The organism is Neorhizobium tomejilense (assembly GCF_964254135.1).
Lineage (GTDB): Bacteria > Pseudomonadota > Alphaproteobacteria > Rhizobiales > Rhizobiaceae > Neorhizobium > Neorhizobium tomejilense.
On the sequence record NZ_CAXUSO020000001.1, the window covers coordinates 1405523 to 1420268 of the forward strand.

The following is a 14746-nucleotide window of genomic DNA, read 5'->3' on the forward strand; positions in this document are numbered from 1 at the left end:
GCTCTTGCTTTTGCGGCAAATCGAATGTATGGCCAGCCGCATTCCACACGTAAGGCATGGGATTGTCCGGGAGAAATCCGGACCGTTCCGCCCGGTGGCATTCTCGAAGAGGGTGCTGTTCGCCTTGCGGAGGTTCAACCGGAAAAGGATAACAAGGCATGGCATTGCCCGATTTCTCTATGCGCCAGCTTCTCGAAGCAGGCGTCCACTTCGGCCACCAGACTCACCGCTGGAACCCGAAGATGAAGCCGTATATCTTCGGCGACCGTAACAACATCCACATCATCGATCTGGCCCAGACCGTTCCGATGCTGTCGCGCGCCCTTCAGGTCGTGTCCGACACCGTCGCCCGTGGCGGCCGCGTTCTGTTCGTCGGCACCAAGCGCCAGGCGTCCGAACTGATCGCCGACTCGGCCAAGCGTTCGGCCCAGTACTACGTCAACTCCCGCTGGCTCGGCGGCATGATGACCAACTGGAAGACCATTTCGAACTCGATCCAGCGCCTGCGCAAGCTCGACGAAATCCTGAACTCGGAAGCTTCCGGCTACTCCAAGAAGGAACGCCTGAACCTCGAGCGCGAACGCGAAAAGCTGGACAAGGCTCTCGGCGGTATCCGCGACATGGGCGGCACTCCGGACCTGATGTTCATCATCGACACCAACAAGGAAAAGATCGCTATCGACGAAGCCAAGCGCCTGGGCATCCCGGTCGTCGCCATCATCGATTCGAACTGCGATCCTGACCTCATCGACTACCCGATCCCGGGCAATGACGACGCCTCGCGCGCCATCGCTCTCTACACCGACCTGATCGCCCGCGCTGCCATCGACGGCATCGCGCGCCAGCAGGGCGCTTCGGGTCGTGATGTCGGCGCCTCTGCCGAAGCTCCGATCGAGCCGGCTCTCGAAGGCGAAGCAGAAGCAGAAGCTTAAGGCCGGATGGAGCGGCTTGGCCCGCTCCTCCTTTCTGAAATTCGATCGAGGCCAGAGATACCGATCCCTGGCCTTGGTCGTTTCAAGGCGAGCCGCCACCGCTTGGTCGTCGAGGCGATCGCTTTCGTGATGTCTTCATCACGCTGTCACACTTCCGGGTACATTCGTCCCAAAACTTTTGAGTCCGCCGACGTTTTTCCGGCGAGAAGCACTTGAACCGACAAGAGGCAAAACAATGGCTGAAATCACCGCTGCACTGGTAAAGGAACTGCGCGAAAAGTCCGGCGCAGGCATGATGGACTGCAAGAAGGCGCTGACCGAAACGAACGGCGACATCGAAGCGGCGATCGACTGGCTGCGCGCCAAGGGTATCTCCAAGGCCGACAAGAAGTCCGGCCGCACCGCAGCCGAAGGCCTGATCGGCATCGCCAGCGCCGGCCACAGGGCCGTCGTCATCGAACTCAACTCGGAAACCGACTTCGTTGCCCGCAACGATGCCTTCCAGGACCTCGTCCGCGGCATTGCAAGCGTCGCGCTGACGACCGACGGCTCCGTCGAGGCGATCTCGGCTGCCACCTATCCCGCTTCCGGCAAGCCGGTTGCCGACACGATCAAGGACGCGATCGCCACGATCGGCGAGAACATGACGCTGCGTCGCTCCGCCCTGCTGCAGGTCGAGCACGGCGTCGTCGCGACCTACGTCCATAACGCTGCCGGCGACGGCATCGGCAAGCTCGGCGTCCTGGTCGCCCTGAAGTCGGTCGGCGACAAGGAAGTCCTGACCTCGCTCGGCCGTCAGGTTGCCATGCACATCGCTGCCACCAACCCGCTTGCCATCCGCGCCGAAGAAGTCGACGCGACTGTCGCCGAGCGCGAGCGCAACGTCTTCATCGAGCAGTCGCGCGCTTCCGGCAAGCCGGAAGCGATCATCGAAAAGATGGTCGACGGCCGCATGCGCAAGTTCTTCGAGGAAGTTGCCCTTCTGTCCCAGGCCTTCGTCATCAACCCGGACGTGACCGTCGGCCAGGCCGTCAAGGATGCTGAAAAGCTCGCTGGCGCTTCGATCGAAGTCACCGGCATGGCCCGTCTTCTGCTCGGCGAAGGCGTCGAAAAGGAAGAATCGGATTTCGCCGCTGAAGTGGCAGCGGTCGCCAAAGGCTGATATTCGTTAGCTAAAGCTGTCGAAAGCGCAAGGGCACCGGTGACAAGCCGGTGCCCTTCGTGTATCCGCAACCCGTTTGACCCTCCGCATGCAATTCGATTTCAAGGAGCCTCCATGTCGCCTCAGCCCCTCTACAAGCGTGTCTTGCTCAAGGCCTCCGGTGAAGCTCTGATGGGCAGCCAGGGTTTCGGCATCGATGTTGCGGTTGCCGATCGGGTCGCCTCCGATATTGCCGAAGCGCGCGCCATGGGCGTCGATGTCGGCGTGGTTGTCGGCGGCGGCAACATCTTTCGCGGCGTCGCCGTGGCTTCCAAGGGCGGCGACCGGGTGACCGGCGACCACATGGGGATGCTCGGCACCGTGATCAACGCCCTGGCGCTTGCCACTTCGCTGCGCAAGCTGAACGTCGACACGGTGGTTCTGTCGGCGATCTCGATGCCGGAGATCTGCGAGAGCTTCTCGCAGCGCCAGGCGCTGCATCACATGGCGCAGGGCAGGGTGGTGATCTTCGCCGGCGGCACCGGCAATCCGTTCTTCACGACCGATTCGGCGGCAGCGCTACGCGCGGCTGAAATCGGTGCGGAAGCGATCTTCAAGGGCACCCAGGTGGACGGCATCTATTCGGCCGACCCCAAGAAGGACCCGACGGCGACCCGGTTCGAGACGCTGACGCATGGCGAAGTGCTCGAAAAGGGTCTGGCGGTGATGGACGTGGCGGCCGTGGCGCTCGCCCGCGAAAACTCCATCCCGATCATTGTTTTTTCGATCCATGAAAAGGGCGGCTTCGCCCAAATCTTGACCGGCGGCGGCCGCAAGACCATCGTAGCGGACAATTGAGGCGCGGCATCGCGGGCCGCCCAGACAACATACGGGAGTAGACGGATGAGTGGAATCGACCTCAACGACATCAAGCGCCGCATGGAAGGCGCGATCAACGCGTTCAAAAGCGATATCGCGTCGCTGCGCACCGGCCGCGCCTCGGCCAATATCCTCGATCCGGTGATGGTCGAAGCCTATGGTTCGCGCGTGCCGCTCAACCAGGTGGCCAACATCACCGTGCCGGAAGCGCGCATGCTGGGCGTATCCATCTGGGACAAGTCGATGGTCAACGCCGTCGACAGGGCGATCCGCGAATCACATCTCGGCCTCAATCCGATCGTCGATGGCCAGAACCTGCGCATTCCGCTTCCCGAGCTCAACGAGGAGCGCCGCAAGTCGTTGGTCAAGGTTGCGCATGATTATGCGGAAAAGGCGAAGGTTGCTGTCCGTCACGTCCGCCGCGATGGCATGGACGGCCTGAAAAAGGCCGAAAAGGACGGCGACATCGGCCAGGACGAGAGCCGCTCGCAGTCGGAAAAAGTGCAGAAGATGACGGATGATACGATTTCCGAAGTCGACCGCTTGCTTGCGGATAAGGAAAAGGAAATCATGCAGGTCTAACTTAGGCCTGGTTTGCCGCCATATTCCGGCGGCCAAAGGAGCCGCATAGAATATGGTGAACCCCGAGCTTGCAATCATCCCTCAACACGTTGCCATTATCATGGATGGCAATGGACGCTGGGCCAACAAGCGCGGGCTTCCTCGTACGGTCGGACACAGCAAGGGCGTCGAAGCGGTTCGCGAAACGGTGCGGGCTGCCGGCGATGCCGGCGTCAAATATCTGACGCTCTTTGCGTTTTCTTCGGAGAACTGGAGCAGGCCCGAAACCGAGGTGAGGGATCTCCTCGGTCTCCTCCGGCGCTTCATCCGCCAGGATCTGGCCGAATTGCACCGCGAGAATGTCCGCATACGGGTGATCGGCGAACGCGAGAAGCTGCGCAGCGACATCCTTCCGCTTCTTCTCGAAGCCGAGGAAACGACAAGGTTCAACACGGCACTGACGCTGGTCATCGCCTTCAACTACGGTGCGCGCGACGAGATCGCCCGTGCGGTCGCCATGCTCGCCCGGGACGTCGAGGCCGGTGTCCTCAAGGCTTCCGAGATCGACGCGGACAAGATCAGCGCAAAGCTGGATACCGCCGGTATTCCCGATCCGGACCTCATCATCCGCACCAGCGGCGAGGAGCGGCTTTCGAATTTTCTGCTCTGGCAGGCGGCCTATTCCGAACTTGTCTTCCTGCCGGACTACTGGCCCGACTTCGATCGGAAACTCTTCCTCGACGCCCTGAAGATCTATGCCTCCCGCGACCGGCGCTTCGGCGGCCTGTCGAACAAGACGATAGCAGTGGGTGGTTGATGAGCACTGAACTGAAGCGCCGCATCGCATCCGCGGTGGTTCTGGCGGCCGTGGTCCTGGCCGCCACCTGGTATGGCGGCCTGGCCTTCCGCATCTTGGCTGCAGCCATGGCGGTCCTGATCTATTACGAATGGTCAACGATCACGCGGGCCGCCGAGCGCGATTTTCGTGCGAACGCCTTCGGCTGGGCCGCGATTTTTCTGATCGCCATCGACCTGGTGGTCGACGAAGGTGCGCTCTCGGTGCCGATTCTCGGCGGCGCTGTAGTCACCGCCCTTCTTCTCGTGCTGCTGCGCAAGGGCAGCTGGTGGCTGCCGGGCGGCATCTTCTACGCAGGCTTGAGCGGGATCTCGCTGGCGGCGATCCGGGCCGAAGACCAGGCGGGGTTCGTTGCGACACTCTTTATCTTCGCGGTCGTCTGGGCGACCGATATCCTCGCCTATTTCGTCGGCCGGGCGCTCAAGGGGCCAAAACTTGCGCCGCGCATTTCGCCCGGCAAGACCTGGTCCGGTGCGATCGGCGGCACGGTGTCGGGCGTGGTCGCAAGCTCCGTCCTTACGCTCGGCGTCTTTTCCCGGCTGTCGATCTGGACGGTGGCGATCGCATTTCTGCTTTCCGTCGCGAGCCAGATCGGCGACCTGTTCGAATCCTTCATCAAGCGCCGGTTCGGCGTGAAGGATTCCAGCCACCTCATTCCGGGGCACGGCGGCGTCATGGATCGCGTCGATGGCCTCGTTTTCGCCTGTTTCGCGGCGTTTCTGCTGACGCTTGTTTATACGGCCATGACGGGCCATCTTGATGTATCGGTCGCAGGCTTCCTCTTCGGGTTTTGAGGCCTGGGCGGCCGGTACAATGTTGAAACGGAAATTTTGATGGCCATCCTCAGCTTCCTTACCGGCTATATCATCCCCTTCGTGCTGGTCCTGTCCCTGCTCGTCTTCGTGCATGAGATGGGCCACTATCTTATTGGACGCTGGTGCGGCATCCGGGTCACTGCCTTCTCTGTCGGCTTCGGACCGGAGCTTGTCGGCTTCACCGACAGTCATGGCACCCGTTGGAAGCTCTCGGCGATCCCGCTTGGCGGCTACGTCAAGTTCTTCGGCGACGAGGACGCCGCGAGCCTGCCGGATGCGAGCGGCCTTGCGGGCATGAGCGAGGAAGAAAAGGCTCAGACGCTGGCCGGCGCCAAGCTGTGGAAGAGGGCCGCCACCGTCGCGGCCGGCCCGATCGCCAATTTCATCCTAGCGATTGCCATCTTCGCCGTCCTCTTCAGCGTCTACGGCAAGGTCGTCGCCGATCCGGTGGTCGCCGAAGTCCAGCCGGGAAGCGCCGCGCTCGCGGCCGGCGTTGAGCCCGGCGATCGGCTGGTGGCGCTCGACGGCTCGCGCATCCGGACTTTCGACGATGTACGGCGTTATGTCAGCATCAGGCCGGACACCCCGATCGTCGTGACGGTCGAGCGGGACGGCAAGGACCTCGATCTGCCGATGGTGCCGAAGCGCTCCGAGGTCACCGACCAGTTCGGCAACAAGGTCGAGCTCGGCCTGATCGGCATCGTCACCAACGAACAGCGCGGCAATTTCCGCATCGAGACGTTCACGCCGCTGCAGGCGGTTGCCGAAGGCGTCACCGAGACCGGCCATATCGTCACCGGCACCTTCCGCTATATCGGAAACCTCGTGACCGGGCGGATGAAGGCTGACCAGCTCGGCGGGCCTGTCAGGGTCGCCCAGGCGTCGGGCCAGATGGCGACGCTCGGCTTTGCGGCGGTGGTCCAGCTGGCGGCGGTTCTTTCGGTCTCCATCGGGCTCTTGAACCTCATGCCTGTGCCAATTTTGGACGGCGGTCATCTCGTCTTCTACGCGATCGAGGCCATCCGTGGCCGACCGCTCGGCTCAGGTGCGCAGGAGATCGCCTTCCGCATCGGGCTTGCGATGGTTTTGAGCCTCATGGTCTTCGCGACCTTCAACGACATCAGCAATCTGATCGGTTGATGTCCTTCAAATCGTAAAAGAAACTGTTTATTCACCATGTTTCCAACAGTTGCGTGGCCATTGGGTCACGCAAGGGAAGTAAGTAAACAGAAATTAACGCGATACCTTGCTTGTAGGTCAAAAGAAGGTAAAACGACACACGTGGCCGGAGTCGGGCACCACCCGCCGAGGGACAACGGGAAAAGGTAAGAATTGAAATGAAGGCTGGTTCAAAGTTTTTGAACGCAGTGTCGGCGTTTGCGCTGTCTGCTAGTGTTGTTGCATCGGGCGCAGGTGTACTGGTACTTGCTTCCGCACTTTCTGCCGAAGCGGCGGTTATCCGGAGCGTTCAGGTCCGCGGCGCACAGCGCGCCGGCGAGGAGGCTGTCCGTTCCAACCTGACCATCCGCCCGGGTGTCAACTTCTCCAACAACGACATCGATGAATCGGTCCGCAAGCTCTATTCGACCGGCTATTTCTCGGATGTCAAAATCAGTGTTTCCGGCAGCACGCTCGTCGTGTCGGTGAGCGAGAACCAGCTCATCAACCAGGTCGTGTTCAACGGCAACCGCAAGATCACGGACGACAAGCTTCAGGCAGTCGTTCAGACCCAGCCGCTCGGCCCGTACAATCAGGCCCTGATCGACGCAGATATCCAGCGTCTGCGCGAAGCCTATCGCGCCATCGGCCGCAGCGACGTTCAGATCACCACCCAGACCGCTGATGTTGGCCAGGGACGCGTCAACCTTGCTTTCGTCATCAACGAAGGTGACCGCACCAAGATTGCCGACATCAGTTTCGCCGGCAATCAGGCTTATGGCGATGGCCGCTTGAAGTCGGTGCTGATCACCAAGGAATCCGGTCCGCTGTCCTTCCTGACCCGCAAGGACGTTTACAGCGAGGACAAGCTGCGCGCTGACGAGGAAGCGCTGCGCCAGTTCTATTATAACCACGGTTATCCTGACTTCCGCGTCATCTCGTCGGAAGCAGTGCTCGATGAATCGAGCAACAAGTACAATATCAGCTTCACGGTCGAGGAAGGCCAGCGTTACGAGTATGGCAACGTCTCGGTAGAATCCACGGTCGAGGGCATCAGCGGCCAGGACCTCGAAGGTCTGGTTCAGACCCGCGCCGGTAGCGTCTATAACGCCCGCGAAATCCAGAAGTCGATGGAAGCGATCTCCAAGCGCGTCGCTGCGGCCGGTTATCCGTTCGCCCGCGTCACGCCGCGCGGCGACCGCAACATGGAAAACCACACGATCGGTGTTTCCTATCTCGTCGACCAGGGCGAGCGCGCCTATGTCGAGCGCATCGAGATCCGCGGCAACACCCGCACGCGTGACTATGTCATCCGCCGCGAATTCGATTTCAGCGAAGGCGATGCCTTCAACCAGGAAATGATCTCGCGCGCCAAGCGTCGCCTTGAGGCGCTCGGTTATTTCACGACCGTCAATATCTCGACCTCGCAGGGCACTTCGCCTGACCGCGTCGTCATCGTTGTCGATGTCGAAGACCAGCCCACCGGTTCCTTCGGTATCGGCGCCGGTTACTCGGCGGGCGGCGACGGCTTCCTGCTCGAAGCTTCGATCGAAGAAAAGAACTTCCTCGGCCGCGGCCAGTTCATCCGCGTCGCAGTCGGCGGTGGTCTCGATGAGGCCCGCAGCTACAACCTTTCGTTCACCGAGCCCTACTTCCTCGGTTATCGTCTGGCGGCCGGTTTCGACCTGTTCAAGAGCAAGACCTCTTCGAACGAGTATTACGACTACGATGAGCAGGGCGTCACCCTGCGCGTAACGGCGCCGATCACCGAAGATCTGGCGACCACGTTCCGTTACACCTACAAGGAAATCCAGTACGACAACGACGGTGCCTTTGGTACCGATGGCGTCCCTGGCACCGCAGACGATAACCTTTCGTCGCCCTACATCTCGATGATCGACCAGGGCAAGTTCGTTCAGTCGTCGATTTCGCAGACGCTGACCTACAACACGCTCGACAGCCAGACGCTGCCGCGCGAAGGTCTCTACGCGACGATCACGCATGAATATGCCGGTCTCGGCGGCGACTCCGACTTCTACAAGATTTCCGGTCGTGCCCGTTATTTCCAGCTTCTGTCGACCGAAGCTGACCTGATCGGCTCCATCGCAGTGGGTGCCGGCCATGTGGTTTCCACCGGCGACAATCTGCATGTCTTCGACCAGTTCACGATCGGCGGTCGCCAGATCCGTGGCTTCGAGAACGACGGTATCGGTCCGCGTACCGCCGATCACGGCGATGCGCTCGGCGGCACGACCTACTTTACGGCCTCTGCCGAAATGTCGATGCCGATGCCGGCTATTCCGGAAGACTTCGGCCTGCGTGCTGCCGTCTTCGCCGATGCCGGTACCCTTTACGGCAATGATGTCCCGCTCGGCACCAGCACCGCGCAGGGCACCAGCATGAACTGGCGCGCTTCCGTCGGTGCGGGTATCATGTGGGCGTCGCCGTTCGGCAACATCCGCTTTGACTACGCGCATCCGGTCATGAAGGAAGACTTCGACGAAACCCAGGAATTCCGGTTCAGCATGGCGAACCAGTTCTGATCATTTCCGCTCGCGGTTGCGGGCGGAAATCTGTTCTGGAGCTTTAGCTTTATGGACCACAATGAATTCTTTCCGCCCCATGATGGCGTGAGCCTGCGCGAGTTGGCCGCCCTTCTTGGGGCTGAACTGCTTGATGGCAGCGCCGGCGATCGGTTGATCCGTTCCGTTGCACCCGTTGCGCGGGCCGGCGAGGGCGAGATCTGTTATATCCTGTCCCGGAAAAGCCGTCACGAACTGGAAAGCTGCAAGGCTTCCGCGATTATCTGTGATACCGCGATCCGTTCGATCATTCCGGCCCATATCCCGGTTCTGCTGACCAAGACGCCGCACACTGCGTTTGCCCAGGCCGGTGCTATCCTGCATCCGGTGGCGATGCGGCCGTCTCCGGTCACTTCGTTCCCCCCGGGTATCTCGCCGGCCGCGTTCGTGGATCCGACCGCCAGGCTAGAACCCGGCGTCGAGATCGAGCCCATGGCCGTGATCGGCGCGCGGGCGGAAATCGGCACCGGCACCCGCATCGGCGCCGGAACCATCATCGGTGCCGACGTCAAGATCGGCCGCGATTGCACGATCGCCGCCGGCGCGAGCGTGGTCGCGGCTCTCATCGGCAACGGAGTGATCATTCACAATGGCGTCCGCATCGGCCAGGACGGCTTCGGGTTTGCGCCGGGTCCGCGCGGCATGCTGAAGATCGTCCAGATCGGCCGCGTCATCATCCAGGACAATGTCGAGATCGGCGCCAACACGACGGTCGACCGCGGCGCCATGGACGATACGGTCATCGGCGAAGGCACCAAGATCGACAATCAGGTTCAGGTTGCACACAACGTGCGCATCGGCCGCCATTGCGGCATCGCCAGCGGCGCCGGCATAGCCGGTTCGACGCGGATCGGCGACGGTGTATTGATCGGCGGCGCATCCGGTATTAATGGACACATCTCGATTGGAGACGGCGTGCAGATTGCCGCGATGAGCGGCGTGGTGGGAGATATTCCCGCCGGGGCGCGTTATGGCGGTATTCCCGCCCGCCCGATGCCGGATTTCCTCCGCGATACCGCGGAAGTCTTGATGCGTTCGGATGAGCGGGCGAAACGCAGAGGAGAGAAGAAGAATGACTGATGAGACCAAGCCGGTGCTCGGCGCGGCCGATATTCAGGAAATCATGAAGCTGCTGCCGCACCGCTATCCTTTTCTCCTGGTCGATAAGATCGTCGAGATCGACGGCGACAATTCCGCGATCGGCATCAAGAACGTCACCGCCAATGAACCGCATTTCACCGGGCATTTCCCGGAGAAGCCGATCATGCCGGGCGTGCTTCTGGTCGAGGGCATGGCGCAGACTGCCGGCGCCATCTGCGCCAGGAAAGAAGGCGAGGGCGGCAATCTCGTCTACTTCATGACCATCGACAATGCCCGCTTCCGCAAGCCGGTCGTGCCGGGCGACCGGGTCGAATTCCACGTTACCAAGCAGAAACAGCGCGGAAATATCTGGAAATTCCATTGTGACGCGAAGGTGGACGGCGTACTTGTTGCCGAAGCCGATATCGGCGCAATGATCCGGCGCAAGGAAGAAGAATGAGCAGCATTGCAGCCAGCGCGCGTATCCATCCGTTAGCATTGGTCGAGGACGGCGCCGTCATCGGCGAGAACGTTGTCGTCGGCCCGTTTTCGCATGTCGGCCCGCGCGTGGTGCTGAAGGATGGCGTCGAGCTGCTGTCTCATGCCGTGGTGAGCGGTCGCACCGAGATCGGCCGCAACTGCCGTATCTTTCCGATGGCAATCATCGGCGGCGTTTCCCAGAGCCTTCATGAGGCAGGCGAGGATTCGACGCTGACGGTCGGCGACAATTGCGTCATGCGCGAAGGCGTGACGATGAACTGCGGCACGGTCGGCGGCGGCGGCAAGACGGTGGTCGGCAACAACTGCCTGTTCCTCGCCAATTCGCACGTTGCGCATGACTGTCAGCTCGGCAACGATATCATCATGTCGAACAACGTCATGCTGGCCGGCCACGTCCACGTGGCGGACCGGGCGATCTTGGGCGGCGGCTGCGCTGTGCATCAGTTTACCCGCATCGGCCGCCAGGCTTTTATCGGTGGTCTTTCGGCCGTCAATTACGACGTCATCCCCTATGGCATGCTGAACGGCAATCCGGGCGTCCTCGGCGGCCTGAACGTGGTCGGCATGACCCGGGCCGGCGTCGAGCGCGCAACGATCCATACCGTCCGCCGCGCCTTCAAGCAGATCTTCGAGGGCGAGAGCAACATCCGCGCCAACGCAGCGGCGATCCGCAACGACTACGCCGATTGCAAGGAAGCGATGGAAATCCTCGATTTCATCGCGGTCGAGAGCGATCGCGCCATTTCCTCGACCTTCCGCGGCAAGGGCTGATCCCATATGGCCGGCCTCCCGAGCCTTGCGCCGAAGGGCCGGCTGGCAATCATCGCCGGGAAGGGCTTCTTGCCTCTCTATGTGGCAAAAGCCGCACAGGCGGCCGGTGAAGCGCCTCTGATCGTAGCGCTCGCAAATGAATCCGATCAGGGCTTTGATGGTTTCGAAGCGGTCTCCGTCGGCGTCGGCGATCTTTCGGCGATCGAACGCCTGTTTCGCGACAAGGGCATCACCCGTGTCATCCTGTCGGGCGGCGTGGCGCGCAGGCCCGACTGGCGCGACATCCATCCGACCTTCCGCACGATCCTGAAAGTCCCCTCGGTTGTCCGCACGCTTCTTTCCGGCGGCGACGATTCGGTGCTCCAGATGGTCATCAAGCTCATCGAGGCGATGGGCTGCGAGGTGCTGGGCGCCCACGACATCGTGCCCGGCCTGCTTGCGAGGATCGGACCACTCGGCGCCCACGCGCCGTCCGAGGACGATCGCCGCGATATCGATCGGGCGTCCGAAGCCGCCAAGCGTCTCGGTGAACTCGATATCGGCCAGGGCGCCGTCAGCGTCGGCGGACGTGTCGTAGCTTTGGAAGGCGTCGAGGGCACGGACCGGATGCTGGAGCGGGTGACGGCATTGCGCGCCGAGGGCCGCATCTCCGCCCGCCGCAAGGGCGTGCTCGTCAAGCTCTGCAAACCGCAGCAGGATATGCGCGCCGATCTGCCGACGATCGGCCCGTCGACCATTGAAAACGCCATCAAGGCCGGTCTCGCCGGCATCGCCGTGGAGGCGGGACGCGCTTTGGTGCTGGAAGAAGCGAAGATGATTGCCGCGGCGGATGCTGCCGGTATTTTCGTCTGCGGCATCGATCCCGGCCTGCCGCAAGGAGGATTGTGATGGTCAAGACCTTGAAGGTAGGCGTCATAGCCGGCGAAGTATCCGGCGATCTTCTCGGTGGCGATCTGATCGTGGCCCTGAAGGCAGCCCATGACGGTCCGGTCGAACTCGTCGGCGTCGGTGGCGAAGCGTTGGAGGCACAAGGCCTTACCTCGCTCTTCGACTTTTCCGAACTGTCGATCATGGGGCTGACCCAGGTGATCGCCCGCCTGCCGAACCTGATCAAGCGGATCAACCAGACGGCGGCCGCCATCGTTGGGGCCAAGCCGGATGTGCTGGTCATCATCGACAGCCCCGACTTCACCCATCGCGTCGCCAGGAAAGTGCGCGCCGTTTTGCCGGACCTGCCGATCATCGATTATGTCTGCCCGAGCGTCTGGGCCTGGAAGGAATATCGCGCCAAGGCGATGCTCGGCTATGTCGATCATGTCCTGGCTGTGCTGCCGTTCGAGCCCGATGCCATGAAGCGTCTCGGCGGGCCGGAAACCACCTTCGTCGGCCATCGCCTGACAGCCGATCCGTCCCTCCTCAAGGTCCGCGGCATCCGGGCTGGGCGCCCGGTGAAGGAGCCTGGGGAAGAAAAGACGATCATGCTTCTGCCGGGCTCCCGTTCGGCGGAGATCAAGGCGCTGCTGCCGATCTTCGGCGAGGCGGCCCGCGAGTTCGTTGCGCGCAACGGGCCGACCCGATTCGTGCTGCCGACGGTTCCCCGCCAGGAAAAGCTGGTGCGCGAGATTGCCGCCGGTTTCGAGATCAAGCCGGAGATCACCGCCGATGCGGACGGCAAATGGGCGGCCTTTGCTGAAGCCGATGCGTCACTTGCAGCCTCCGGAACGGTGATCCTCGAACTCGGCCTGGCCGGAATCCCGGTGGTCTCGGCCTACAAGGCCGACTGGCTGATCACCATGCTCGCAAAACGCATCAAGACCTGGTCCGGCGCGCTGCCGAACCTGATCGCCGACTATGTCGTTGTGCCGGAATACGTCAACGAGGTGGTGCGGCCGGCAAGCCTCTGCCGCTGGGCCGAGCGGCTTTCGTCCGATACGATGCAAAGGCGCGCCATGCTGGAGGGCTTCGATCTCACCTGGGAGCGCCTGCAGGTGCCCGTGCCGCCGGGCGAAGCGGCCGCCGGCATCGTTCTCCAGGTTCTGGACACAAAAAAAACCGGTCGTCTCTGACCGGGTTTTTTGTTGGGTGTCGCTTGCGGATTAACGCTTGGAAACCGGGATGTAGTCCCGCTGCGCTTCGCCGGTATAGAGCTGACGCGGGCGGCCGATGCGCTGCTGCGGATCTTCGATCATTTCGGCCCACTGGGCGATCCAGCCGACGGTACGGGCAAGAGCGAAGAGCACGGTGAACATGGTGGTGGGGAAGCCCATCGCCTTCAGCGTGATGCCCGAATAGAAGTCGATATTCGGGTAGAGCTTCTTCTCGATGAAATACTCGTCGGTGAGCGCGATGCGCTCGAGTTCCATCGCCACCTGCAGGAGCGGATCGTCCTTGTGGCCGAGTTCGCCGAGCACTTCATGCGTGGTCTTCTGCATGATCTTGGCGCGCGGATCGTAGTTCTTGTAGACGCGATGACCGAAGCCCATCAGGCGGAACGGATCGTTCTTGTCCTTGGCGCGGGCGATGTATTCCGGGATTTTGTCGACCGAGCCGATTTCCGTCAGCATGTTGAGCGCTGCTTCGTTGGCGCCGCCGTGGGCCGGGCCCCAGAGGCAGGCAATGCCGGCCGCGATGCAGGCGAACGGGTTGGCGCCCGAGGAACCGGCGAGGCGGACCGTCGAGGTCGAAGCGTTCTGTTCGTGGTCGGCATGCAGGATGAAGATGCGGTCCATGGCGCGCGACAGCACCGGGTTGACCACATACTCTTCGCACGGAACGGCAAAGCACATGCGCAGGAAGTTCGACGCATAGTCCAGGTTGTTCTGCGGATAAACGAAGGGCTGGCCGATGTGGTACTTATAGGCCATCGCGGCAAGCGTCGGCATCTTGGCGATCATGCGCAGCGAAGCGACCATGCGCTGGTGCGGATCGGTGATGTCGGTCGAGTCGTGATAGAAGGCGGACAGTGCCCCGACGCAGCCGCACATGACCGCCATCGGATGGGCGTCGCGGCGGAAGCCGGTGAAGAAGCGGCTCATCTGCTCATGCACCATCGTGTGATGGGTCACGCGATAGTCGAAGTCCTTCTTCTGCGCAGCGGTCGGCAGTTCCCCGTAAAGCAGCAGATAGCAGGTTTCCAGGAAGTCGCCATGCTCGGCCAGCTGTTCGATCGGATAACCGCGATGCAGCAGGATGCCCGCGTCGCCGTCGATATAGGTGATCTTGGATTCGCAAGACGCCGTCGAGGTGAAGCCCGGGTCGTAGGTGAAGGTGCCGGTGTGTTTGTAAAGAGCGCCGATATCGACCACGTCCGGACCGATGGTGCCCGACTTGACCGGCAGATCGACTTTTCTGTCACCGATTACCAGATTTGCGCTTGTATCCGTCATGCTGATCCTCCAACCTTTTGGCGGCATGGCGCCCAAAAAGCGCCACAAGAATTAAGCGTCCACAGTTTAGCTATATGATCCGAA

The 14746-nt window shown here is 61.8% G+C and carries 14 protein-coding genes; 13 read left to right on the forward strand and 1 reads right to left on the reverse strand.

Features of this window, described 5'->3' with window-relative positions; translation table 11 throughout:
* Positions 1-158 precede the first annotated feature (158 nt).
* From rpsB to lpxB, 13 genes are all read left to right on the forward strand, one after another.
* Positions 159-932 (forward strand): 30S ribosomal protein S2, encoded by a 774-nt coding sequence (gene rpsB, locus ACSQ3G_RS07280; protein WP_046637716.1) that lies wholly within the window; start codon positions 159-161, stop codon positions 930-932.
* 235 nt (positions 933-1167) lie between these two features.
* Positions 1168-2094, forward strand: coding sequence for a translation elongation factor Ts (gene tsf / locus ACSQ3G_RS07285; protein ID WP_046606277.1), 927 nt, complete (start codon positions 1168-1170; stop codon positions 2092-2094).
* A 114-nt stretch (positions 2095-2208) separates the two neighbouring features.
* On the forward strand, positions 2209-2931 hold the full coding sequence (pyrH, locus tag ACSQ3G_RS07290; protein ID WP_038542600.1) for a UMP kinase: 723 nt from the start codon (positions 2209-2211) through the stop codon (positions 2929-2931).
* Positions 2932-2976: 45 nt separating this feature from the next.
* Positions 2977-3534 (forward strand): ribosome recycling factor, encoded by a 558-nt coding sequence (gene frr / locus ACSQ3G_RS07295; protein WP_046606279.1) that lies wholly within the window; start codon positions 2977-2979, stop codon positions 3532-3534.
* Between the two features lie 52 nt (positions 3535-3586).
* The gene (locus ACSQ3G_RS07300) at positions 3587-4330 is read left to right on the forward strand and encodes an isoprenyl transferase (protein WP_105401247.1); all 744 of its coding nucleotides are present in this window, start codon (positions 3587-3589) and stop codon (positions 4328-4330) included.
* Positions 4330-5163: a phosphatidate cytidylyltransferase gene (locus ACSQ3G_RS07305; RefSeq protein ID WP_105401248.1), complete on the forward strand. Its 834-nt coding sequence runs from the start codon at positions 4330-4332 to the stop codon at positions 5161-5163. Before ACSQ3G_RS07300 ends, ACSQ3G_RS07305 begins: the two co-directional genes overlap by 1 nt.
* Positions 5164-5202: 39 nt before the next feature.
* On the forward strand, positions 5203-6324 hold the full coding sequence (rseP, locus tag ACSQ3G_RS07310; RefSeq protein ID WP_436109532.1) for an RIP metalloprotease RseP: 1122 nt from the start codon (positions 5203-5205) through the stop codon (positions 6322-6324).
* A gap of 197 nt (positions 6325-6521) precedes the next feature.
* Positions 6522-8885 (forward strand): outer membrane protein assembly factor BamA, encoded by a 2364-nt coding sequence (bamA, locus tag ACSQ3G_RS07315; protein WP_105401250.1) that lies wholly within the window; start codon positions 6522-6524, stop codon positions 8883-8885.
* Between the two features lie 51 nt (positions 8886-8936).
* Complete coding sequence (lpxD, locus tag ACSQ3G_RS07320; RefSeq protein WP_436109533.1) at positions 8937-10004, forward strand: UDP-3-O-(3-hydroxymyristoyl)glucosamine N-acyltransferase; 1068 nt, start codon at positions 8937-8939, stop codon at positions 10002-10004.
* A complete protein-coding gene (gene fabZ / locus ACSQ3G_RS07325) occupies positions 9997-10464 on the forward strand; it encodes a 3-hydroxyacyl-ACP dehydratase FabZ (protein ID WP_046637708.1) in 468 nt (155 codons plus the stop codon). The genes lpxD and fabZ overlap by 8 nt, the downstream gene beginning before the upstream one ends.
* Positions 10461-11276 (forward strand): acyl-ACP--UDP-N-acetylglucosamine O-acyltransferase, encoded by an 816-nt coding sequence (gene lpxA, locus ACSQ3G_RS07330; protein WP_105425080.1) that lies wholly within the window; start codon positions 10461-10463, stop codon positions 11274-11276. Before fabZ ends, lpxA begins: the two co-directional genes overlap by 4 nt.
* Before the next feature lie 6 nt (positions 11277-11282).
* On the forward strand, positions 11283-12164 hold the full coding sequence (locus ACSQ3G_RS07335; protein ID WP_436109534.1) for an LpxI family protein: 882 nt from the start codon (positions 11283-11285) through the stop codon (positions 12162-12164).
* Positions 12164-13342 carry a lipid-A-disaccharide synthase gene (gene lpxB, locus ACSQ3G_RS07340; protein ID WP_436109535.1) on the forward strand — a complete coding sequence of 393 codons (1179 nt, stop codon included), beginning with the start codon at positions 12164-12166 and terminating at the stop codon, positions 13340-13342. The genes ACSQ3G_RS07335 and lpxB overlap by 1 nt, the downstream gene beginning before the upstream one ends.
* 30 nt (positions 13343-13372) lie before the next feature.
* Here the strand turns inward: lpxB and gltA are convergent, their stop codons facing one another.
* Positions 13373-14662 carry a citrate synthase gene (gltA, locus tag ACSQ3G_RS07345; protein WP_046637704.1) on the reverse strand — a complete coding sequence of 430 codons (1290 nt, stop codon included), beginning with the start codon at positions 14660-14662 and terminating at the stop codon, positions 13373-13375.
* Positions 14663-14746 lie beyond the last annotated feature (84 nt).